We start from the raw sequence: 18779 nt of genomic DNA, 5'->3' as shown, positions 1-18779 counted from the left end.
GATCGTGCTCGTCGAGATCGTGACGGAGAGTTCTGCGGGGTTACCCGCGGCTGTTGCGACTTGCTGCTGCAAAGGATTGAAGCCGTGTAGCGAAGTGAGGTCACTCTGCCGGGAGCCGTAGTGGAGCACCTGCGCGACAAGCTTGCGCCTCGGGCCCTCCGACATCCCGGGGCCAAGGGTTCACTTTGCTGAACGAGAAGAGCCTTCGCAGTCGCTATCTGGAGATCGTGCGGCGACGCAACGAGACTGCGCACGACGTCGACCTGATCGACGACCAGGGGTGACGGGCGGGCGGGTGGATGACCGGTGGAAGGACGTCGCCTCGTAGGGTTGGCACCATGACGGAACATCCGTCCCCCGACCTCCGGCCGGGGGGACCCCCACCTCGCTCCGCTCGGCGTCTGCTGCTGGTGCACGCCCACCCGGACGACGAGTCGATCAACAACGGCGCGACCATGGCCAGGTACGCGGCCGAGGGTGCCCGGGTGACGCTGGTCACCTGCACCCTCGGTGAACGCGGCGAGGTCATCCCGCCGCAGCTGCGTCACCTCACTGGCTCCGCCCTCGGGGAGCACCGGCGGCACGAACTGGCCGCCGCCATGGCCGAACTCGGCGTCGAGGACTTCCGCCTGCTCGGCGGCGCCGGCCGCTACGGCGACTCCGGGATGATGGGCCTCCCCGACAACGACGACCCCGGCTCCTTCTGGCAGGCCGACGTCGACGAGGCCGCGGCGTTGCTCGCCGAGGTCGTCCTGGAGGTGCGGCCCCAGGTCCTCGTCACCTACGACGAGGACGGCGGCTACGGCCACCCCGACCACATCCAGGCCCACCGGGTCGCGATGCGCGCGGTGGAGCTGGCCGAGGACGCCGGATGGCGCATCCCCAAGGTGTACGTCAACCGCGCCCCGCGCTCGGTCGTCGGAGCCGCCTTCGTACGGCTGCGCGAGGAGCTGCCCGGGCTGCCCTTCGACAAGAGCGCCGTCGTCACCGACGTGCCGGGCGTGGTGGACGACGGCCGGATCACCGCGGAGATCGACGGCGGCCCCCGCTGCGCCGCCGCCAAGGCCGCCGCGATGCGCGCGCACGCCACCCAGGTCGAAGTCGCTCCCGGCGAGCGCTACTTCGCCCTGTCCAACGAGCTCGCGCAGCCCCTGTTCCCGACCGAGTACTACGAACTCGTCCGTGGGGAGCCCGTCGGGAAGAGGGAGAACGACCTGTTCGCCGGCACCGACGACGCGACGGAGGTGGCGTGATGTCCGACCGCGGTTCCATGCTCGCCCAGCCCCTGCGGCTGCCCTCCGCCGGGCGGATCGCCGCCTGTGCGGGGCTGCTGCTGCTCGGGGCCGTCACCGGTGTCGCCGGGGCGCTCGTCCAGGCCGGCTGGTTCCCCGGCGGGCTGCTCCTCGCGCTCGCGGGCGCCGCCGGACTCTTCCTCGGCGGAGCCAGGGCCCTGGGCAGCCGCGCGGGGGCCGTCGCGCCCGCCGCCGGGTGGATGGTCGCCGTCATCGTGAGCACCGCCGCCCGTCCCGAGGGCGATTTCCTCTTCGGCGCGGGAGGCGGTTCCTATCTCTTCCTGCTCGGTGGCATGGCCCTTGCTGTGATCTGCGCCACCATTGGTTCGGGACGGCAACCGGTCGGCGACGACGTCCGACTTGGGAAGTGACGTACCACTTCACCCTGGGGTGCCGGTGGGAGTCCCGTGTGGGTTTCCCCGGCGGTCGTGGGATACGGGCCAGAAGTGGCCAGTATGGTGGTGCGCGCCGCCGAGCTGCCCGTGAGGCCGTGCGGGCGGCGGAGCCAACCTGGAGAACCTGCCTTGAGCCGTGAAACTGACAGTCCGTCCTCCGGGCCCAACGGGCGCGGCGGAGCCGCATACCCCTCGGGCACACCGCCGTACGGCACCCCCGTGGTGTCCGACGGCGGCGCGGACGCGGGCCGTTCGTCCGCACAGCCGGAGGAACGCAAGACCGAGACCACGCTGACGACCCGGATCCGCATCAACATCCCCGGTTCGCGGCCCATTCCGCCGGTCGTGGTGCGTAAACCCGTCGCCGAGACCGAGGCCTCCGGCGGCGGCGACACCTCCGACGGCGGTACCCGCACCGGTGCCGAGGACCGGCAGGCGCCTCCCGCGGTCGCCGCGGGACCCTCCTCGTCCGACACCGGCTCGTTCGAGCTGCCCGCCGAACCCGGCCCCGCCGCCGAGGAGAAGACGAGCGACTGGTTCGCGCCACGCAAGTCCGCTCCCGCCAAGGGCGCTCCGGGCGGCGGCGCCTCCAACGGCGCGGGACTCCCGGGCGGTTCGGCCGCCGGTACCGGCGCACCCGCGGGTCCGCCCGCCGGCGCGGCGGGGCCGGGTGCCCCGACCGGCGCGGGCCCGGGTGCCGGTGCGCCCGGCGGCCCGCGGCAGGCGGGCGGGCGTCCCGGCGGTGTGGTCGGCTCCATGAGCGTGCCCGGGGGCAGCCGCCCCGGCGGCACCAACGGCGCCGGGATCCCCGGTGGAGCCACGGGCGGTCCGGTGGCTCCCGGACACGGCGGCGGCACGGGCTCGTTCGACGTGACCGAGGCGCTCGCCGCGGGCCCGCTCGGCAACGGCCCGCGCCCCGGCCAGGGCCAGGGTCCGGCGCAGGGCCAGGGCACCGCGCAGGGCACCGGCGGTGCCGAGCCGCGCCGCGACGACCTGCCGTACTTCTCGGACGGGCAGAACGGCCACGGAGCCCCCGACGGCGGCCCCGGCCAGGGCGTGCGGGGCGGTCAGCCGGGCCTGCCGGCCGGCCCCGGCGGCTCCTACGACTTCAACGGTCCCGACGGCCCCGGCGGTCCGGGTGGTCCCGGCGGCCGCGGTGGCCCGCAGGGCGGTCCCGCGGGCCCGACCGGCGGTCCCGTCACGGGCGACGGCCCGATCGTGCCCCCGGTGAACGGCGGCCCGTACGGCGCGGCCGGCGCGCCCGGCGTGACGCGGCCCCCCGGTGCTCCGGGCGGTCCCGGCGCGACCCGGGCGCCCGGTGCTCCGAACGGTCCCGGCGGCCCCGGTGGTCCGAACGGTCCCGGCGGTCCGCGTGGCGCGGGGTCCGGTCCCGCCACCGGTCGGCTGCCCGGCGGCGGCCTGAGCGACGACACCGCGATCCTCACCCCGCAGAAGCCCGCCCCCGGACCGGGCGCGGGCGGCTACGGCGGCCGTCCCGTCGACAACGTCTCCGGACACACCGTCACCAGCGGCATCCCCGTCGTGCCCGGCGGCCCGCGCACCGACGGACCGCTGCCGAACACCCCGCCGAAGGGGCCGGAGCCGGCACCGCAGAGCAAGCCCGCTGGCGAGGCGCGCAACGCCAAGAAGGCGAAGAAGAAGGGCCGCAGCAAGCTGCCCCTGCTGGGCGGTCTGGTGGTCGTCGCGGGCGTCGGCCTTTACGGCGCGGGCCTGCTGATGAACCACTCCGACGTGCCCAAGGGCACCACCGTGCTCGGGGTCGAGGTCGGCGGCGGCACCAACGACGACGCCGTCAAGAAGCTCGAGGACGCCTTCGGCAAGCGGGTCACGCAGCCGCTGAAGCTGTCGGTCGACGGCGACACCGTCACCCTCAAGCCCGACCAGGCGGGCCTCCAGTTCGACATGCAGGCCACGGTCGACGCCGCCGCCGAGAGCGACTACAACCCGGTCTCCGTGATCGGCTCGCTGTTCGGGCAGCACCGCGAGGTCGAGCCCGCGATGCCGGTCGACGAGGAGAAGCTCCAGGCTGCCCTGGAGACCGCCGCGGGCGGCTCCGGTTCGGCCACCGACGGCACGATCAAGTTCGAGTCCGGCAAGGCCGTCGCCGTCTACGGCAAGGCGGGCAAGGGCATCGACGCGGCGAAGGCACAGAACGCCGTCGTCGACGCCTACCGCACCCAGGTGGAGACGGGCACGACCAGCGCGGTCACGGTCCCGACCACCGAGAAGCAGCCGACGATCTCGAAGGCGGAGGTCGACCGGATGATGAAGGAGTTCGCCGAACCGGCCATGTCCGGCAAGGTGACCGTCATGACCGACGCGGCGCACGCGGTCTCCTTCAGCCCGAAGAACTCCCTGTGGAAGTTCCTCCAGGTCAAGCCGGTCAACGGCAAGCTCGTCGAGAGCTACGACCAGGCCGCGCTGACGGAGCTGTACGGCGGCACCTTCAACGGGGTGCTGATCACCCGCGGCACCGGTCAGAAGACGGCCGTCACGGTCCAGGACGTCATCGGCGCCCTGCGCCCGGCCCTGACGAGCACGACCGAGCGGACCGGGGTCATCGACACCGACCCGAGCTGATCCGGCGGCGGTGCCGCATGACATCTGTCATGCGGCACCGAGGACGGCAGACACTGCCGTCCGCCCGTCCGCCCGGGCGAGGATCGCCGTATGACGACGACAGCACCGGTGGTCGGGTTCGACCAGGTGAGCAAGAGGTTCGGGGACGTACGGGCGGTGAACGGCCTGACGCTGTCCCTGCGCCCGGGGGAGACCGTGGCGCTGCTGGGGCCCAACGGGGCGGGCAAGTCGACCACCCTCGACCTGCTCCTCGGCCTGAAGCAGCCGGACAGCGGCACGGTCCGCGTCTTCGGCACCGGCCCGCGCGAGGCGATCGTCGCCGGCCGGGTCGGCGCGATGCTCCAGAGCGGCGGGCTGATGGACGAGGTCACGGTCGCCGAACTGGTGGGCCTGGCCTGCGGTCTCCACCCGCGGCCGTACCGGCCCGCCGACGTGCTGGCCCGCGCCGGCATCGCCCAGATCGCCGACCGCAAGGTCGACAAGCTCTCCGGCGGCCAGGCCCAGCGGGTCCGGTTCGCCCTCGCCACCGCCGGCGACAGCGACCTGATCGTCCTGGACGAGCCGACCACCGGCATGGACGTCACCACCCGGCAGGCCTTCTGGGCCACCATGCGCGAGCAGGCCGACCAGGGCCGCACGGTCCTGTTCGCCACCCACTACCTCGAAGAGGCCGACGCGATAGCCGACCGGGTGCTGGTCCTGCACCGGGGAGGACTGCTGGCCGACGGCACGGCGGCCGAGATCAAGGCGAAGGCGGGCGCCCGCCGGATCGCCTTCGACCTGGAGGGCGACCTCGACGAGGCCGCGCTGCGCGCCCTGCCGTTCGTCACCGCCCTGACCCTGTCCGGCGGCACCGCCGCCTCGGGCGCCGGCCGCACCGTCCGCATCCAGTCCACCGACGCCGACGCCACCGTCCACGCGGTCTACGGCCTCGGCCTCTACCCCCGCAACCTCGAGGTCGCCGGGCTGGGCCTGGAGCAGGCCTTCGTCGCCCTCACCACCGCCGAGGAGGCGAAGTCCGAGTGAACGGCCTGATCAAGCTGGAACTCACCCGCGCCCTGCGCAACCGCAAGTTCCTGTTCTTCTCGGTGATCTACCCGTCGGTCCTGTTCCTGCTCATCGCGGGCAGCGCCTCCGCCACGGAGAAGGTCGACGGCACGGGCCTGACCCTGCCCACGTACATGATGGTCTCGATGGCCTCCTTCGGCGCGCTCACGGCCGTCCTGATGGGCAACAGCGAACGCATCGCCAAGGAGCGCCAGAGCGGCTGGGTCAGGCAGTTGCGCCTGACCACGCTCCCGGGCCGCGGCTACGTCCTCGCCAAGACCGCGAGCGCGGCCGTGGTCAGCCTGCCCTCGATCGTCGTCGTCTTCGCCGTTGCCGCGGCCGTGAAGGACGTCCGGCTCGACGCCTGGCAGTGGGCCGCCCTGACCGGCGCGATCTGGGCCGGCAGCCTCGTCTTCGCCGCCCTGGGCGTGGCGATCGGCTACCTCGCGACCGGGGACGCGGTCCGCCCGATCACGATGATCACCTACTTCGGCCTGTCGATCCTCGGCGGCCTGTGGATGCCGACGACGACCTTCCCGGCCTGGTTGCAGGACGTGGCCAGGTGGGTGCCGACGCACGCGTACGCTGCCCTGGGCCAGTCCATCGAACAGAGTCGGGCCCCGCACGCCCAGGACATCGTCATCCTGGCCGTCTCCTTCGCCCTGTTCACGGGCGGCGCGGCCTGGCTGTACCGGAAGGACACGCTGAAGGCGTGAACGCCATGACGGACGACCCGCTCCGCGAGAACCCCGCCCGGCGGTTCTCGCCGATCGCGCTCGGCGAGACCGCCCGCACCCCGCGCGAGCTGTGGCGGCGCAAGCTGCTGTGGATCGGCGTCTGGCTGGTGTTCCTCAGCTCGCCGGTCCACGACCTCCTGTCGGGCCACCACACCACGGGCGGCACGGTGGCCGGCTGGCTGGGGCTGGCGGTCTTCGTCGCGCTCTATCTGTCGCTGCTCTTCCGCAACATGGGGGCCGCGCCCTTCGCCGACGCGACCGTCACCGCCCTGATCGGCTCCATGGCGGTGCTCGCCACCGTCCTCGGCCTCACCCTCGGCTCCGCCTGGCTCGGCCTGTACTGCTACGTCTCCGTGGCCTGCGGGATGGTGCTGCCGCTGCGGGCGGCGTTCTGGACGATCCCGGGCACGGCCGCGGTGCTTCTTCTGGTCGGGCTGCGCACCGACGAGGAGCAGGCGCTCAACCTGCTCCTGCTGGTCCTGCTCATCGGCTTCGCGATGACGGGGGTCAGCCAGCTGGTCCGCACGACGGTGGAGCTGCGCAAGGCCCGGGCCACGGTCGCCCAGCTCGCCGCGAACGAGGAACGGCTGCGCCTGGCCAGGGACCTGCACGACCTGCTGGGCCACTCGCTGTCGCTGATCACGCTGAAGAGCGAGCTGGCCGGCCGGATGCTGCCCGGACACCCCGACAAGGCCGCGCAGCAGGTCGCCGACATCGAACAGGTCAGCCGCCAGGCCCTGGTGGACGTCCGGGAGGCCGTCACCGGCTACCGGCGCCCCCGGCTGGCCGCCGAACTGGCGGGTGCGCAGGTCGCGTTGACCGCGGCGGGCATCACCGCGGCGATCCCCGGCGAGCCGGAGCTGGACGGCGTCCCCGACGAGAGCGAGGCCGCCCTCGCCTGGACCCTGCGCGAGGCGGTCACCAACGTCGTGCGGCACAGCGGCGGCACCCGTTGCATGGTGGACCTCGTGCGGCGTCAGACCCTGGACGGCCCGGTCCTCGAACTCTGCGTCGAGGACGACGGCTCCGGCGGTCCGGGCAAGGGTCCGGGCAACGGCCTCACCGGCCTCGCCGAACGGCTGGAGAAGGCCGGCGGCACCCTGGAGGCGGGCCGCGTCAAGCGCGGCTTCCGGCTGACCGCCCGGGTCCCGGCGGGCCCGGTGCCGGACGTAGGATCCCGCTCATGAGTGGTGGCACGATCAAGGTCCTGCTGGCCGAGGACCAGTCGATGGTCCGCGAGGCCCTGGCAGCCCTGCTCGGGCTCGAGGACGACATCGAGGTGGTCGCCCAGGTGGCGCGCGGCGACGAGGTCCTCGCGGCCGCCCGCGCCCACGACGTCGACGTGGCCCTCCTCGACATCGAGATGCCGGGCGCGACGGGCATCGAGGCCGCGGCGCAACTCCACAAGGAGCTGCCCGCGTTGAAGCTGGTGGTCCTGACGACCTTCGGCCGCCCCGGCTATCTGCGCAGCGCCATGGAGGCCGGCGCCGACGCCTTCCTCGTCAAGGACGCGCCCGCGGCCCAGCTCGCGGCGGCCGTCCGCAAGGTCCTGGCCGGTGAGCGGGTCATCGACCCCACCCTCGCCGCCGCCGCCCTGGCGGGGGGCGCCAACCCCCTCACCGACCGCGAGCGGGAGGTGCTGCGCGCCGCGGCCGACGGGTCGACCAACGCCGAACTGGCCACGGCCCTGCACCTGTCCCAGGGCACGGTCCGCAACTACCTCTCGACGGCGATACAGAAGCTGGCCGTACGCAACCGCGCGGAGGCGGTCCGCACCGCGAGGGAGAAGGGCTGGCTGTAGGCGGCCGCCGGTCCGCCGGGCCTCGCGGGTCAGTTCAGCAGGGCCCGCGCGGCGAACGCCTCCTTGCGCACCCGCTCGGCGGCGCCCTCGTCCACCACCTCCACCAGCCCGGCGTACTCCTCCAGTTCGGCCGCGCCGCCCAGGAAGTCCCCGCGCCGGACCAGCAACTGCCCCTTCTCGTACCGCAGCAGGGCCGGGTGGGAGGGCACCGCGAGCCCCAGCTCCACGGCCCACAGCGCCACGTCCGACCGCTCCGGGCGGGCCGCGGCCCACGAGCGGATGTTGTTCAGGATCCGCGTCACCACCTCCAGCGGCTCGGCCGGCTCCAGCATCGACGGTTCGAGCCGCGACCCGGTCGCGCCGGAGACCAGCGAGTCGGCGTCGTCCCGCGACAGGATCCGGCCCCCGTCGAAGGGATCGACGAGCACCTGTTCGTCCCCGTCCGGCGGCCCGAGGCCCACCACGAAGTGCCCAGGCAATGCGACCCCGTACACCGGCGCCCCCGCCCGCCGCGCCACCTCCACCCACACCACCGACAGCAGGATCGGCAGGCCCCTGCGCCGGACCAGCACCCGGTGCAGCAGCGACGACTCCAGCCGCTCGTAGTCGGCGGCCGCGCCCCGGAAGCCGTACCGCTCGCCGAGCAGCTCCCGCAGCGCCCGCGCCCACGCCCGCGGCCCGCCCGGCCGGTACGGCAGCTGCCCCGCCAGCCCGTCCAGCTCGATCTGGGCTGCGTCCAGCGCGGCCTCGTCCAGCTCCGGGTCCGGCCCCGCGCCGATCAGCAGGCACAGCAGCGCCAGGTCGGGCCGTTCGGCCCGGGCCTCCTCGGCGAACCGCTCCCGGGCCTCCCGCGCCCCGAAGCCGCTCACGAGGAGCTCCCCGACGCCGGTTCCCGGTAGTGGTGGTACACGTGGTGTTCCGTGAAGCCGAGGCCGGTGTAGAGCGCCCGCGCCCCCGCGTTGTCCTCCTCCACCTGGAGCCAGGCGGCCGAGGCGCCCTCTGCCAGGGCCCGCCGGGCGAGCGCGGCCATCACTACGGTGGCCAGCCCCTGCCGCCGCCGCGCCGGATCGACCTCGACCGCCGCGAACCCGGCCCACCGTCCGTCCACGACACACCGGCCGATCGCGGCGGGAGCCTCGCCGGCCGTCCCCGGTACGGCCGCGAACCACACCGAGGGACCGTCCCCGTCGCCCGCTCCTTCGGCATCCGGGGCTCCTCCCAGCACCTTCAGGGCCACTTCGCTCGCCCCCTTGCGTCCGTACCGGGCGAGCCACCCCTCGTCGGCCTCCCGGGACAGCACCACGCCCTCGGTCCCCGCCCGGTCGGCCAGCGGCGCCAGAGCCCCGACCCAGAGCCCGGCGGTCACCTCACGCACCCACCCGCGCCGCTCCAGCTCCGCGCACAGCGCCTCCTGGGTGCCCTGCGCCCCCGTCGCCGTCTGGACGTAGGCGGGCAGCCCGCGCTCGCCGTACCACCGCCGCACGGCGTCCAGGGCCCTGTCGAGCGGCATGTCCGGGGTGCCGAGCGGCAGTACCGAGTTGGCACGGCGGGTGAACCCCGCGGCGGCCCGCAGCTCCCATCCGCCGAGCCGCGCCGTCTCCAGGGGCCGCCAGGCGCGCGCGGCGGCCCGCGCCAGCTCCTCGTACCCGGCCGCGGGGCCCCTGCGGCGGGCGGGGGCGGCGGGGACGACCTTTCCGGCGACCAACGAGGGCGCGTCCACACGGACGCGCTCCCCGTCCCTTCGTGTGATCACGAGCACATCATCGTCCCATGATGTGAGAACACCTACCGTGTCGGTGAATTTCCCCCCGGGTGCTCCACCGTCGATCAAGCTTCGGACGGAGACACGTTTGCCCACGTCAGCAGCGGTGACACGGACCTCGAGACGTCCGGCGGCCGAGAATTCCACAGGTCGGTTCACCCCTCCTGTTCGGATCATGCCCAAGAACGGAGATACTAGAGGCGGGCATCGACGACGCCGCGCTCCCGCGCGCCAGGCGGCGGAGCCTGGACAGGCCCGCCAGCGCCCTATCGAGGAGGAACGACAGCGTGACCTACGTCATCGCGCAGCCTTGTGTCGACGTCAAGGACAAGGCGTGCATCGAGGAGTGCCCGGTCGACTGCATCTACGAGGGCCAGCGGTCCTTGTACATCCACCCGGACGAATGCGTCGACTGCGGAGCCTGTGAGCCGGTCTGCCCGGTCGAGGCGATCTTCTACGAGGACGACACTCCGGAGGAGTGGAAGGACTACTACAAGGCGAACGTCGAGTTCTTCGACGAGCTCGGCTCGCCCGGCGGCGCGAGCAAGCTCGGTCTGATCGAGCGCGACCACCCCTTCGTCGCCGCGCTGCCGCCGCAGAACCAGTAAGAGCGGCCCGCTTCGCGCCGCCTCGGTCCCGTACGGCCTGATCGCCCCAGATCGCCGTGCGGGACCGAGGCGTTTGCCGTAGCGGCCGTCGCCGCACAGAAAGTGAGCCAGAAGCCGTGTCCGCAGTCTCCGACCGCCCTCCCGTCACCCGCCACCACCCTTCCGGGGAGTCGCCGCGCGACCGCCTTCCGGTCTTCCCCTGGGACAAGCTGGCGCCGTACAAGGCGACGGCCGCCGCCCACCGGGACGGCATCGTCGACCTGTCCGTCGGCACCCCGGTCGACCCGGTCCCCGCGCTGATCCAGAAGGCCCTGATCGACGCGGCCGACTCGCCCGGCTACCCGACGGTCTGGGGCACGCCCGAGCTGCGCGACGCGATCACCGGCTGGGTGGAGCGGCGGCTCGGCGCCCGCGGCGTGACCCACCGGCACGTGCTGCCGATCGTCGGCTCCAAGGAACTGGTGGCCTGGCTGCCGACCCAGCTGGGTCTCGGCCCCGGCGACCGGGTCGCCTACCCGCGCCTGGCCTACCCGACCTACGAGGTCGGCGCGCGCCTGGCCCGCGCCGGGTACGAGGTCTACGACGACCCCACGGACCTGGACCCGGAGGGGCTGAAGCTGCTCTGGCTCAACTCGCCGTCCAACCCCACGGGCAAGGTGCTCGCCAAGGACGAGCTGACCCGGATCGTGGCCTGGGCCCGCGAACACGGCGTCCTGGTCTTCTCCGACGAGTGCTACCTGGAGCTCGGCTGGGAGGCCGACCCCGTCTCGGTGCTGCACCCGGACGTCAACGGCGGCTCCTACGAGGGCATCGTCTCGGTCCACTCGCTGTCCAAGCGGTCGAACCTGGCGGGATACCGGGCGGCCTTCCTGGCGGGCGACCCGGCCGTCCTGGCGCCGCTCCTGGAGATCCGCAAGCACGGCGGCATGATGACCCCGGCGACCACCCAGGCCGCGGCCGCGGCGGCGCTGGGTGACGACACGCACGTCCGGGAGCAGCGCGAGAGGTACGCGGCGCGCCGCACCGCGCTGCGCGAGGCGCTGCTCGCCCACGGCTTCCGCATCGAACACAGCGAGGCCAGCCTCTACCTCTGGGCGACCCGGGACGAGTCCTGCTGGAGCACCGTCGCCCACCTCGCCGAGCTGGGCATCCTGGTGGCCCCCGGCGACTTCTACGGCGAGGCCGGCGAGAAGTTCGTCCGCGTGGCCCTGACCGCCACGGACGAGCGCGTCGCGGCCGCGGTCCGCAGGCTCACCGCCTGACCCGCGCCGCCCCCTGCGGGCGGGCGGCCGGGCGCGGGCGGACAGCGCGACGGGGCCCAGGGAGCACCCTGGACCCCGTCGTCGGCCGCGGAGCCGCCGGCGTCAGCCGAGCGGCAGGCTCTTCACGGGCAGCGTCTCGGCCCCGGGCAGCCCGCCCTTGGTGAGGGAGTCCGTCGGCAGCCCGCCCTTGGTGGCGGTCGACGCGGTCTCCCCGAGGAGGTTCCCGGCGGAGCCCGCCGCCTCGCCGGCCGTCTTCTGCGCCACCGGCGCCGCCTTCTTCACGGCCTTGCCGCCGTTCTTGCCCGCGGCCGGCACCGCCTGCTTGACGGCCTGGCCGCCGGCCTCGCCCGCGAGCCCGGTGACGTGCTGCGTCGCGCCCTCGACGGTGTTGCCGACGCCCGCCGCGTCCAGGGCGGTGAGCCCGCCGAGGTTCGGCGTGGCGGGCAGGGCGGGAGCCGCACCGGCGGAGCCGGCCGCACCGACCCCGGCGGCCGCTCCTGCGGCGACGAGCAGCGCGGCGCGGGCGATCCGGCGGGTCAGGGGGAGGGACATGGTGCTCCTTCGACGGGAGAGAACAAGGACTGTCTGTGACTGCGATGACTGTCTGTCTGTCCGGGCCCGGACGCAGTGACTACCGCTCGAAGCCCACGAAGGTTGCGCACGGCCGACGCAAAGAGTTGGCAATGCGTCGCATTATCGGCTGCGGATAAAAGCGGGCAAAAACCGTCCGATGTGAAAGTCCGCCAAACCCTCGCATCCCTTTGACCGCAAGGGTTTCACCGGTCACGGGGGTGACGGCGCGAAAACCTGAGCAGACGCCCGTCCGGACGTCCCGCACGTGACCCGGCCGGGTGAAGGGTCGTACTACTGCGCGGTGACGATCCGTACGCTGCCGGTCCCGCCGCCCGCCCCGCCGGCACCGGCGGCCTCCGCCCCCGTCGAGTCCGTCGCCCGCCACTTGCTGTCGGTGTTCCCGGCGATCCACTCCCGGCCCGCGTACGACACGCGCTCGATGCGCAGCGCCGACGCGTTGGCCACCGCCCAGTGCGCCAGCTGCCAGCCCCGCTCACCGGCGCTGCGGCCGTCGGCGGAGGTGTCCGCGGTCACCGGCACGGTCACGGTCCGCCCGGAGCTCTCGGCGGCCGGCGTCCCCGCGTCCGTCCCGGTACCGCCCGAGGACGCGGCGGACGAGGGCGTGGCCGACGCGTCCGCCGACACCTCCGCGCCCGCCTGCTGGAGCGCCTCCCGCCCGAAGTCGCGCACCAGCGCCGCCCGCACCCCGTCCGGGCCCGTCGCCTTCGACGTGGCGTCCGAGCGGCCGGTACAGGTCAGCGTGCCCGGCGACGTGCCGGTCAGCGCGGCGGCCAGCACCGTGGCGTCCGGCTCGTGCTTGGCGTACGCCTCCGGATAGCCGCTGCGCTGCACGCGCTGCGCCGCGACGGTGAGCGGGAGCTCGGTGTAGCCGCGGACCTTCGCGAGGTGCTCGTAGAAGATGTTCGCCGCGTACGCCGGGTCCGTGACCTGCTGCTCGGTGCCCCAGCCCTGGGAGGGGCGCTGCTGGAACAGTCCGAGCGAATCCCGGTCGCCGTGGGCGAGGTTGCGCAGCCCCGACTCCTGGAGCGCGGTCGCGAGCGCGATCGCCACGGCCCGCTCCGGCATCGCCCGGTCGGTGCCGACGGCGGCGATCGTGGCGGCGTTCACCGCCTGCTCCGGCGTGAACTCGTACGTCGTCCCGGCCGCGTCGCCCGCGACGACTTTGCAGCCCGGGTCCGCGGTGCCGCCGGTGACGTACTGCACCACGACATAACCCGCGACGGCGGACAGGACCACGCAGGACGCCCCGAGACGAAGGAGGCGGCCGCGGCGCTTGGGGGAGGGGGACGGCTTCGGCACGGGTACAAGGTACTGGAGAGTACTGAGGAGCAGGAGAGCCCTGCGCACACTGTGAAAAGCGTGACGGCGGAGCGGCGCGTTAGGGTCGGCGCCATGGCCGACACCGCACTTGACCTCACGCTGGACGCCGCCGTACTCACCGCGCGGCTCGTCGACTTCCGTTCGGAGAGCGGCACCGAGAAGCCGCTCGCCGACGCGATCGAGACCGCCCTGCGCTCGCTGCCGCACCTCACGGTGGACCGCTACGGCAACAACGTGGTCGCGCGCACCGACCTGGGCCGCGCGGAGCGCGTGGTCCTCGCCGGTCACATCGACACGGTCCCGATCGCCGGCAACGTCCCCTCGCGACTCGACGAGGACGGCGTCCTGTGGGGCTGCGGCACCTGCGACATGAAGTCCGGGGTCGCGGTCCAGCTGCGCATCGCGGCGACCGTCCCGGCCCCCAACCGCGACCTGACCTTCGTCTTCTACGACAACGAGGAGGTCGCCGCCGACCTCAACGGCCTCAAGCACGTGGCCGAGCAGCGCCCCGAGTGGCTGGCGGGCGACTTCGCGGTGCTGCTGGAGCCCTCCGACGGCCAGGTGGAGGGCGGCTGCCAGGGCACCCTGCGGGTGCTGCTGAGGACGAAGGGCGAGCGGGCCCACTCGGCGCGCGGCTGGATGGGCTCCAACGCCGTCCACGCGGCGGCCCCGATCCTGGCCCGGCTGGCCGCCTACGAGCCGCGCCACCCGGTCATCGACGGCCTGGAGTACCGCGAGGGGCTCAACGCGGTCGGCATCACCGGCGGCGTGGCCGGCAACGTCATTCCCGACGAGTGCGTCGTCACCGTCAACTTCCGCTACGCGCCGGACCGCAGCGAGGAGGAGGCCGTCGAGCACGTCCGCGAGGTCTTCGCGGACTGCGGGGTCGCCGAGTTCGTCGTCGACGACCACAGCCCCGCCGCGCTCCCCGGTCTCTCCCACCCGGCGGCGGCGGCCTTCGTCGAGGCGGTCGGCGGCACCCCGATGCCCAAGTACGGCTGGACGGACGTCAGTCGCTTCTCCGCGCTCGGTGTGCCCGCGGTCAACTACGGCCCCGGCAACCCGCACTTGGCGCACAAGGTGGACGAACGGGTGGAAACGGCCAAGATCCTGGCGGGCGAGGAGCGGCTGAGGGCCTGGCTCACCGCCTGAACCGACCTCCGGCGTGTCGGCGCTGGACGGCGGACACGCCGACGTCCCCCGTCCGTAACCCGGGTGGATCTACGCTGAGGCGGTACGACCTTCCCCGGCCCGAGGCCCGCCCCGGCCGGGGAGACCTCAATCGCGGAGGGAGCTCACCATGGCCACAGGGAACCCCGAGGGCAAGAAGCAGCCACCGGACGAACAGCGCCTGGGACCCGTCCTCCGCAGGCGCGACCAGGTGCAGGCGAGCACCACGGACCAGCGGCTGCTCGACGAGCGCGCCCCCTCCGACTGGGTCCACACGGACCCCTGGCGGGTCCTGCGCATCCAGTCGGAGTTCATCGAAGGCTTCGGCGCCCTCGCCGAACTCCCCCCGGCCATCAGCGTGTTCGGCTCCGCCCGCACCCCGGTCGGCTCCCCGGAGTACGAGGCGGGAGTCCGGCTCGGCAGCGCCCTCGTCGAGGCCGGATGGGCCGTCATCACGGGCGGCGGGCCAGGCGCGATGGAGGCGGCCAACAAGGGGGCGAGCGAGGCGGGCGGCACCTCGGTGGGGCTCGGCATCGAGCTCCCCTTCGAGCAGGGCCTCAACCCGTACGTCGACATCGGCCTGAACTTCCGCTACTTCTTCGTGCGGAAGATGATGTTCGTGAAGTACGCGCAGGGTTTCGTGGTCCTGCCCGGCGGGCTCGGCACGCTGGACGAACTCTTCGAGGCCCTCACCCTCGTCCAGACCCAGAAGGTCACCCGCTTCCCGATCGTCCTCTTCGGCACGGAGTACTGGGGCGGACTGATCGACTGGCTGACGAACACCCTGATCGCCCAGGGCAAGGCGTCCGAGAAGGACCTCCTCCTCTTCCACGTCACGGACGACGTGGAGGAGGCGGTGGCCCTGGTGTCGAAGGAGGCGGGCCGGTAGGACTCCCGTCACGCGCCGGGCGGGCTCCACCGGCCCGTCCGGCGTACGAGGACGACGGGGACTGTTCCGGGCCGGCGGGGGTCCATGGGGCGCAGCCCCCGGTACGGCACTCGCGGCCTACGCCAGCCCCCGCCGCGCCACCGCCGGAGGCCGGTGCCCCGCGATCGACGCCACCATGTCCAGCACCTGCCGGGTCTCCGCCACCTCGTGCACCCGGTACACCTGCGCCCCCAGCCACGCCGACACCGCGGTCGTCGCCAGCGTCCCCACCACCCGCTCCTTGACCGGACGGTCCAGCGTCTCGCCCACGAAGTCCTTGTTGGACAGGGACACCAGCACCGGCCACCCCGTCTCCACCATCTCCCCGAGCCGCCGGGTCGCCTCCAGGCTGTGCCGGGTGTTCTTCCCGAAGTCGTGCCCGGGATCGATCATGATCGACTCCCTCGGCACCCCCAGCTCCGCGGCCCGCTCCGCCAGCCCCACGGTCACCCGCAGGATGTCGGCCACGACGTCGTCGTACGTCACGCGGTGCGGACGGGTGCGCGGCTCGGCGCCCCCCGCGTGCGTGCACACCAGACCGGCCCCGTACCGCGCCGCGACCTCCGCGAGCCGCGGGTCCACCCCGCCCCACGCGTCGTTGAGCAGGTCCGCCCCCGCCTCGCAGACCGCCTCGCCCACCTCGGACCGCCAGGTGTCCACACTGATGACCACGTCCGGGAAGCGCCGCCGCACCTCGGCCACGAAGCCGACGGTCCGCCGGGCCTCCTCCCGCGCGGTGACCTCTTCCCCCGGGCCGGCCTTGACGCCGCCGATGTCGATGATCGCCGCGCCCTCCGCCACCGCCTGCTCCACGCGCGCGAGGGCCGGCTCGTCGCGGAAGGTCGCCCCCTGGTCGTAGAAGGAGTCGGGAGTCCGGTTCACGATCGCCATGACCACCGGCTCGTGCGCGCCGAATTCACGCCTGCCCAGCCTGAGCATCCGCTGTGACCTCTCCTAGTACGTCCCGCACATCCACCGCCTGCGACCCTAACCGCCGCACCCGCATGGCACGATCGGACCCAAGCACATCCACTCCGAGCACTCCGAGCGTGGGGACCCACCGATGGTTATGTTCTTGTTCCTGGTCATCGCGCTCGCCGTCGTGGTCGCCGCGGTGACACTCGCCGTGGTGGGCGGCGGCGAGGGCAGCGGCCCGCTGCCGGAGGCCGCCCCCGAGCGGCTGCACGACCCGCTGCCCCCGGACCGCCCGGTCGACCGCTCCGACATCGACCACCTCCGCTTCCCGCTGGCCGTGCGCGGCTACCGGATGGCCGACGTGGACGACGCCCTCAACCGCGTGGCCGCCGAGCTCGCCGAGCGCGACGCGCGCATCGCCGACCTGGAGTCCGCCCTGGCCGGCGCCCGGCACGCGGGCGGCGGCGACCGGATCTCCATGGACAAGCCGGCCCCGCAGGACCACCAGTGAGCGACGGGAGCGCCCTGGCCGGCGCGGACGGCGCGCTGCGCTGCCCCTGGGCCCTGTCCACGCCGGACTACGTGGCGTACCACGACGAGGAGTGGGGCCGCCCGGTCCACGGCGACGACGCCCTGTTCGAGCGCCTCAGCCTGGAGGCGTTCCAGTCCGGCCTGTCCTGGATCACGATCCTGCGCCGCCGCCCGGGCTTCCGCGCCGCCTTCGCCGACTTCAGGATCGCCTCGGTGGCCGTCTTCACCGACGAGGACCGCGCACGCCTCCTCGCCGACCCGGGCATCATCCGCAACCGCGCCAAGGTCGACGCCACCCTCGCCAACGCGCGCGTGTTGGCCGGCTGGGCGCCCGGTGACCTGGACGAGCTCATCTGGTCGCACGCCCCCGACCCGGCGGTCCGCCCGGTCCCGAAGACCCTCGCGGACGTCCCGGCGGTGACGGACGAGTCGACCGCCCTGTCCAAGGCCCTCAAGAAGCGGGGCCTGCGCTTCGTCGGCCCGACGACGGCCTACGCGCTGATGCAGGCGTGCGGCCTGGTCGACGACCACCTGGAGACGTGCGTGAGCCGGGCGGCCCCGGGAGCGGCCCGCGCGGCGGGGCACGGCGCGAAGGGGCCCGCCGCGGGCGCGTGACCGGCCGGTCCGCCGCCCGCGACCCCGCCGCGCCGGCTCAGCGGCCGAGGTACTTGGGCGTGCCCTTCTCGACGAAAGCCCGCACCGCGATGGTGTGGTCCTGCGACGCCCCCGCCCGGGTCTGGAGCTCGTCCTCCTTCACCAGCGTCTCGGCGAGCGAGTGCGAGTACCCGTACGCGACGGCCTCCTTGATCGCCGCGTACGCCACCGTCGGCCCCTCGGCCAGCATCCGCGCGAGCTGCTCGGCCGCCGTCCGCAGCGAGGCCGCCGGGACGATCCGGTTGGCGATGCCGAGTTCGAGCGCTTCCTTCGCGGTGATGCTGCGCGGGAAGAGCAGCAGGTCGGCGGCCCGGCCGGGACCGATCACCCGGGGCAGGGTCCACGAGACGCCGGAGTCGGCGGTGAGCGCGACCCCCGCGAACGAGGTGTTGAAGGACGCGGTGTCGGCCACCAGGCGGTAGTCCGCGGCGAGCGCGAAGCCGAAGCCGGCACCGGCGGCGACGCCGTTCACGGCGGCGACCACCGGCTTCGGCGCCTCGGTCAGCGCCCGGACGATCGGGTTGTAGTGCTCCGCCACCGTGCTCATCACGTGCTGCGAACCCTCGGCGAGCAGGCCGATGTGCTCCTTGAGGTCCTGCCCCACGCAGAACGCCCGCTCACCGGCGGCGGTCAGCAGCACGGCCCGCACCGCCTCGTCGGCGGCCGCGGACTCGACCGCCTCCCTGAGGGCGACCTTGGCGGCGATGTTCAGCGCGTTCATCGCCTCGGGGCGGTTCAGCGTGATCGTCGCGAGCCCGTCGCTCACCTCGTAGAGCACGGTGTCGGCCATGGCGTTTCCCCTCCGTCGCGGCTCGGCGTACTACTGGTCAGTACGTCCGGTGTACGAGGACAGCATGGCGGAGATCACCGTCCGCGCGCCGGACCCGACGTGTGACCTGCGTCAAAGAAATCGGCAGGGTTTCCGGTGCGCGGAAGTCCGTGCGGCGGTGCAGTATCGCAGTCACATCGCCGAATTGAGTGGTTTTGCTCGCGCGCGTTGCCCAAGCGATGCCGACTGATGTTGGTCATCGGGTCCTGAGATGCGGGATAATGGCCTCGAAACAATGTGTTCGATGCCGGTGTCGCGTGTCCCACGCTGGATCGCGGCTGCCCTCCACGGGCCGTCGGCTTTGGCGATGAGCTGGTTTCAGGAAGGGGAACG

Annotated in this window: 20 protein-coding genes; 14 read left to right on the top strand and 6 right to left on the bottom strand. The window is 73.5% G+C overall.

Annotation, left to right across the window (positions count from 1 at the left end; genetic code table 11):
* Positions 1–338 precede the first annotated feature (338 nt).
* The 7 genes from mshB to Saso_RS35735 all read left to right on the top strand — a co-directional run bounded on the left by mshB (position 339) and on the right by Saso_RS35735 (position 7873).
* Positions 339–1253, top strand: a complete 915-nt coding sequence (mshB, locus tag Saso_RS35765; RefSeq protein WP_189920078.1) for an N-acetyl-1-D-myo-inositol-2-amino-2-deoxy-alpha-D-glucopyranoside deacetylase — start codon at positions 339–341, stop codon at positions 1251–1253.
* Positions 1253–1663 (top strand): DUF6113 family protein, encoded by a 411-nt coding sequence (locus Saso_RS35760; protein WP_189920076.1) that lies wholly within the window; start codon positions 1253–1255, stop codon positions 1661–1663. Before mshB ends, Saso_RS35760 begins: the two co-directional genes overlap by 1 nt.
* A 153-nt stretch (positions 1664–1816) precedes the next feature.
* Positions 1817–4288 (top strand): hypothetical protein, encoded by a 2472-nt coding sequence (locus Saso_RS35755; protein ID WP_189920074.1) that lies wholly within the window; start codon positions 1817–1819, stop codon positions 4286–4288.
* A 90-nt stretch (positions 4289–4378) separates the two neighbouring features.
* Positions 4379–5314 (top strand): ABC transporter ATP-binding protein, encoded by a 936-nt coding sequence (locus Saso_RS35750; protein WP_189920072.1) that lies wholly within the window; start codon positions 4379–4381, stop codon positions 5312–5314.
* Positions 5311–6051 (top strand): ABC transporter permease, encoded by a 741-nt coding sequence (locus Saso_RS35745; RefSeq protein WP_189920070.1) that lies wholly within the window; start codon positions 5311–5313, stop codon positions 6049–6051. Before Saso_RS35750 ends, Saso_RS35745 begins: the two co-directional genes overlap by 4 nt.
* A 5-nt stretch (positions 6052–6056) precedes the next feature.
* Positions 6057–7259, top strand: a complete 1203-nt coding sequence (locus tag Saso_RS35740; protein ID WP_189920534.1) for a sensor histidine kinase — start codon at positions 6057–6059, stop codon at positions 7257–7259.
* Complete coding sequence (locus Saso_RS35735) at positions 7256–7873, top strand: response regulator transcription factor (protein ID WP_189920068.1); 618 nt, start codon at positions 7256–7258, stop codon at positions 7871–7873. Before Saso_RS35740 ends, Saso_RS35735 begins: the two co-directional genes overlap by 4 nt.
* Positions 7874–7902: 29 nt before the next feature.
* Here the strand turns inward: Saso_RS35735 and Saso_RS35730 are convergent, their stop codons facing one another.
* Entirely contained in the window at positions 7903–8742 is an 840-nt protein-coding gene (locus Saso_RS35730; RefSeq protein ID WP_189920066.1) for a transglutaminase family protein, read from the bottom strand.
* Positions 8739–9782, bottom strand: a complete 1044-nt coding sequence (locus tag Saso_RS35725; protein WP_189920532.1) for a GNAT family N-acetyltransferase — start codon at positions 9780–9782, stop codon at positions 8739–8741. The genes Saso_RS35730 and Saso_RS35725 overlap by 4 nt, the downstream gene beginning before the upstream one ends.
* A gap of 140 nt (positions 9783–9922) precedes the next feature.
* Between Saso_RS35725 and fdxA the strand changes: the two genes are divergently transcribed.
* Both fdxA and Saso_RS35715 read left to right on the top strand, forming a co-directional pair.
* The gene (gene fdxA, locus Saso_RS35720) at positions 9923–10243 is read left to right on the top strand and encodes a ferredoxin (RefSeq protein ID WP_003973842.1); all 321 of its coding nucleotides are present in this window, start codon (positions 9923–9925) and stop codon (positions 10241–10243) included.
* Between the two features lie 116 nt (positions 10244–10359).
* Entirely contained in the window at positions 10360–11505 is a 1146-nt protein-coding gene (locus Saso_RS35715) for a bifunctional succinyldiaminopimelate transaminase/glutamate-prephenate aminotransferase (protein ID WP_189920064.1), read from the top strand.
* Positions 11506–11607: 102 nt separating this feature from the next.
* On the opposite strand, the gene Saso_RS35710 is transcribed toward Saso_RS35715, so the two are convergent.
* Together Saso_RS35710 and Saso_RS35705 are read right to left on the bottom strand one after the other, a co-directional pair.
* Positions 11608–12057, bottom strand: coding sequence for an ATP-binding protein (locus Saso_RS35710; protein ID WP_189920062.1), 450 nt, complete (start codon positions 12055–12057; stop codon positions 11608–11610).
* Positions 12058–12369: 312 nt separating this feature from the next.
* Complete coding sequence (locus tag Saso_RS35705) at positions 12370–13398, bottom strand: heavy metal transporter (RefSeq protein WP_189920060.1); 1029 nt, start codon at positions 13396–13398, stop codon at positions 12370–12372.
* A 93-nt stretch (positions 13399–13491) separates the two neighbouring features.
* On the opposite strand from Saso_RS35705, the gene dapE reads away from it, so the two are divergent.
* A complete protein-coding gene (gene dapE / locus Saso_RS35700) occupies positions 13492–14571 on the top strand; it encodes a succinyl-diaminopimelate desuccinylase (RefSeq protein WP_189920058.1) in 1080 nt (359 codons plus the stop codon).
* A 148-nt stretch (positions 14572–14719) separates the two neighbouring features.
* A complete protein-coding gene (locus Saso_RS35695) occupies positions 14720–15478 on the top strand; it encodes an LOG family protein (RefSeq protein WP_189920056.1) in 759 nt (252 codons plus the stop codon).
* A gap of 117 nt (positions 15479–15595) precedes the next feature.
* Here the strand turns inward: Saso_RS35695 and folP are convergent, their stop codons facing one another.
* A complete protein-coding gene (gene folP / locus Saso_RS35690; RefSeq protein WP_189920054.1) occupies positions 15596–16456 on the bottom strand; it encodes a dihydropteroate synthase in 861 nt (286 codons plus the stop codon).
* Positions 16457–16580: 124 nt separating this feature from the next.
* Between folP and Saso_RS35685 the strand changes: the two genes are divergently transcribed.
* Both Saso_RS35685 and Saso_RS35680 read left to right on the top strand, forming a co-directional pair.
* Positions 16581–16943 (top strand): DivIVA domain-containing protein, encoded by a 363-nt coding sequence (locus Saso_RS35685; RefSeq protein WP_189920052.1) that lies wholly within the window; start codon positions 16581–16583, stop codon positions 16941–16943.
* Positions 16940–17578, top strand: coding sequence for a DNA-3-methyladenine glycosylase I (locus Saso_RS35680; protein WP_189920050.1), 639 nt, complete (start codon positions 16940–16942; stop codon positions 17576–17578). The genes Saso_RS35685 and Saso_RS35680 overlap by 4 nt, the downstream gene beginning before the upstream one ends.
* Before the next feature lie 37 nt (positions 17579–17615).
* Here Saso_RS35680 and chcB read toward each other — a convergent pair whose 3' ends face one another.
* The gene (chcB, locus tag Saso_RS35675) at positions 17616–18407 is read right to left on the bottom strand and encodes a 2-cyclohexenylcarbonyl CoA isomerase (RefSeq protein ID WP_189920048.1); all 792 of its coding nucleotides are present in this window, start codon (positions 18405–18407) and stop codon (positions 17616–17618) included.
* Here chcB and Saso_RS35670 point away from each other — a divergent pair.
* Complete coding sequence (locus Saso_RS35670; RefSeq protein ID WP_189920046.1) at positions 18406–18636, top strand: hypothetical protein; 231 nt, start codon at positions 18406–18408, stop codon at positions 18634–18636. The two genes, chcB and Saso_RS35670, sit on opposite strands and share 2 nt — an antisense overlap.
* Positions 18637–18779 lie beyond the last annotated feature (143 nt).

The organism is Streptomyces asoensis (assembly GCF_016860545.1).
Lineage (GTDB): Bacteria > Actinomycetota > Actinomycetes > Streptomycetales > Streptomycetaceae > Streptomyces > Streptomyces asoensis.
Note: the sequence above shows the minus strand (reverse complement) of the source record. Positions and strands in the feature narration are given on the sequence as shown.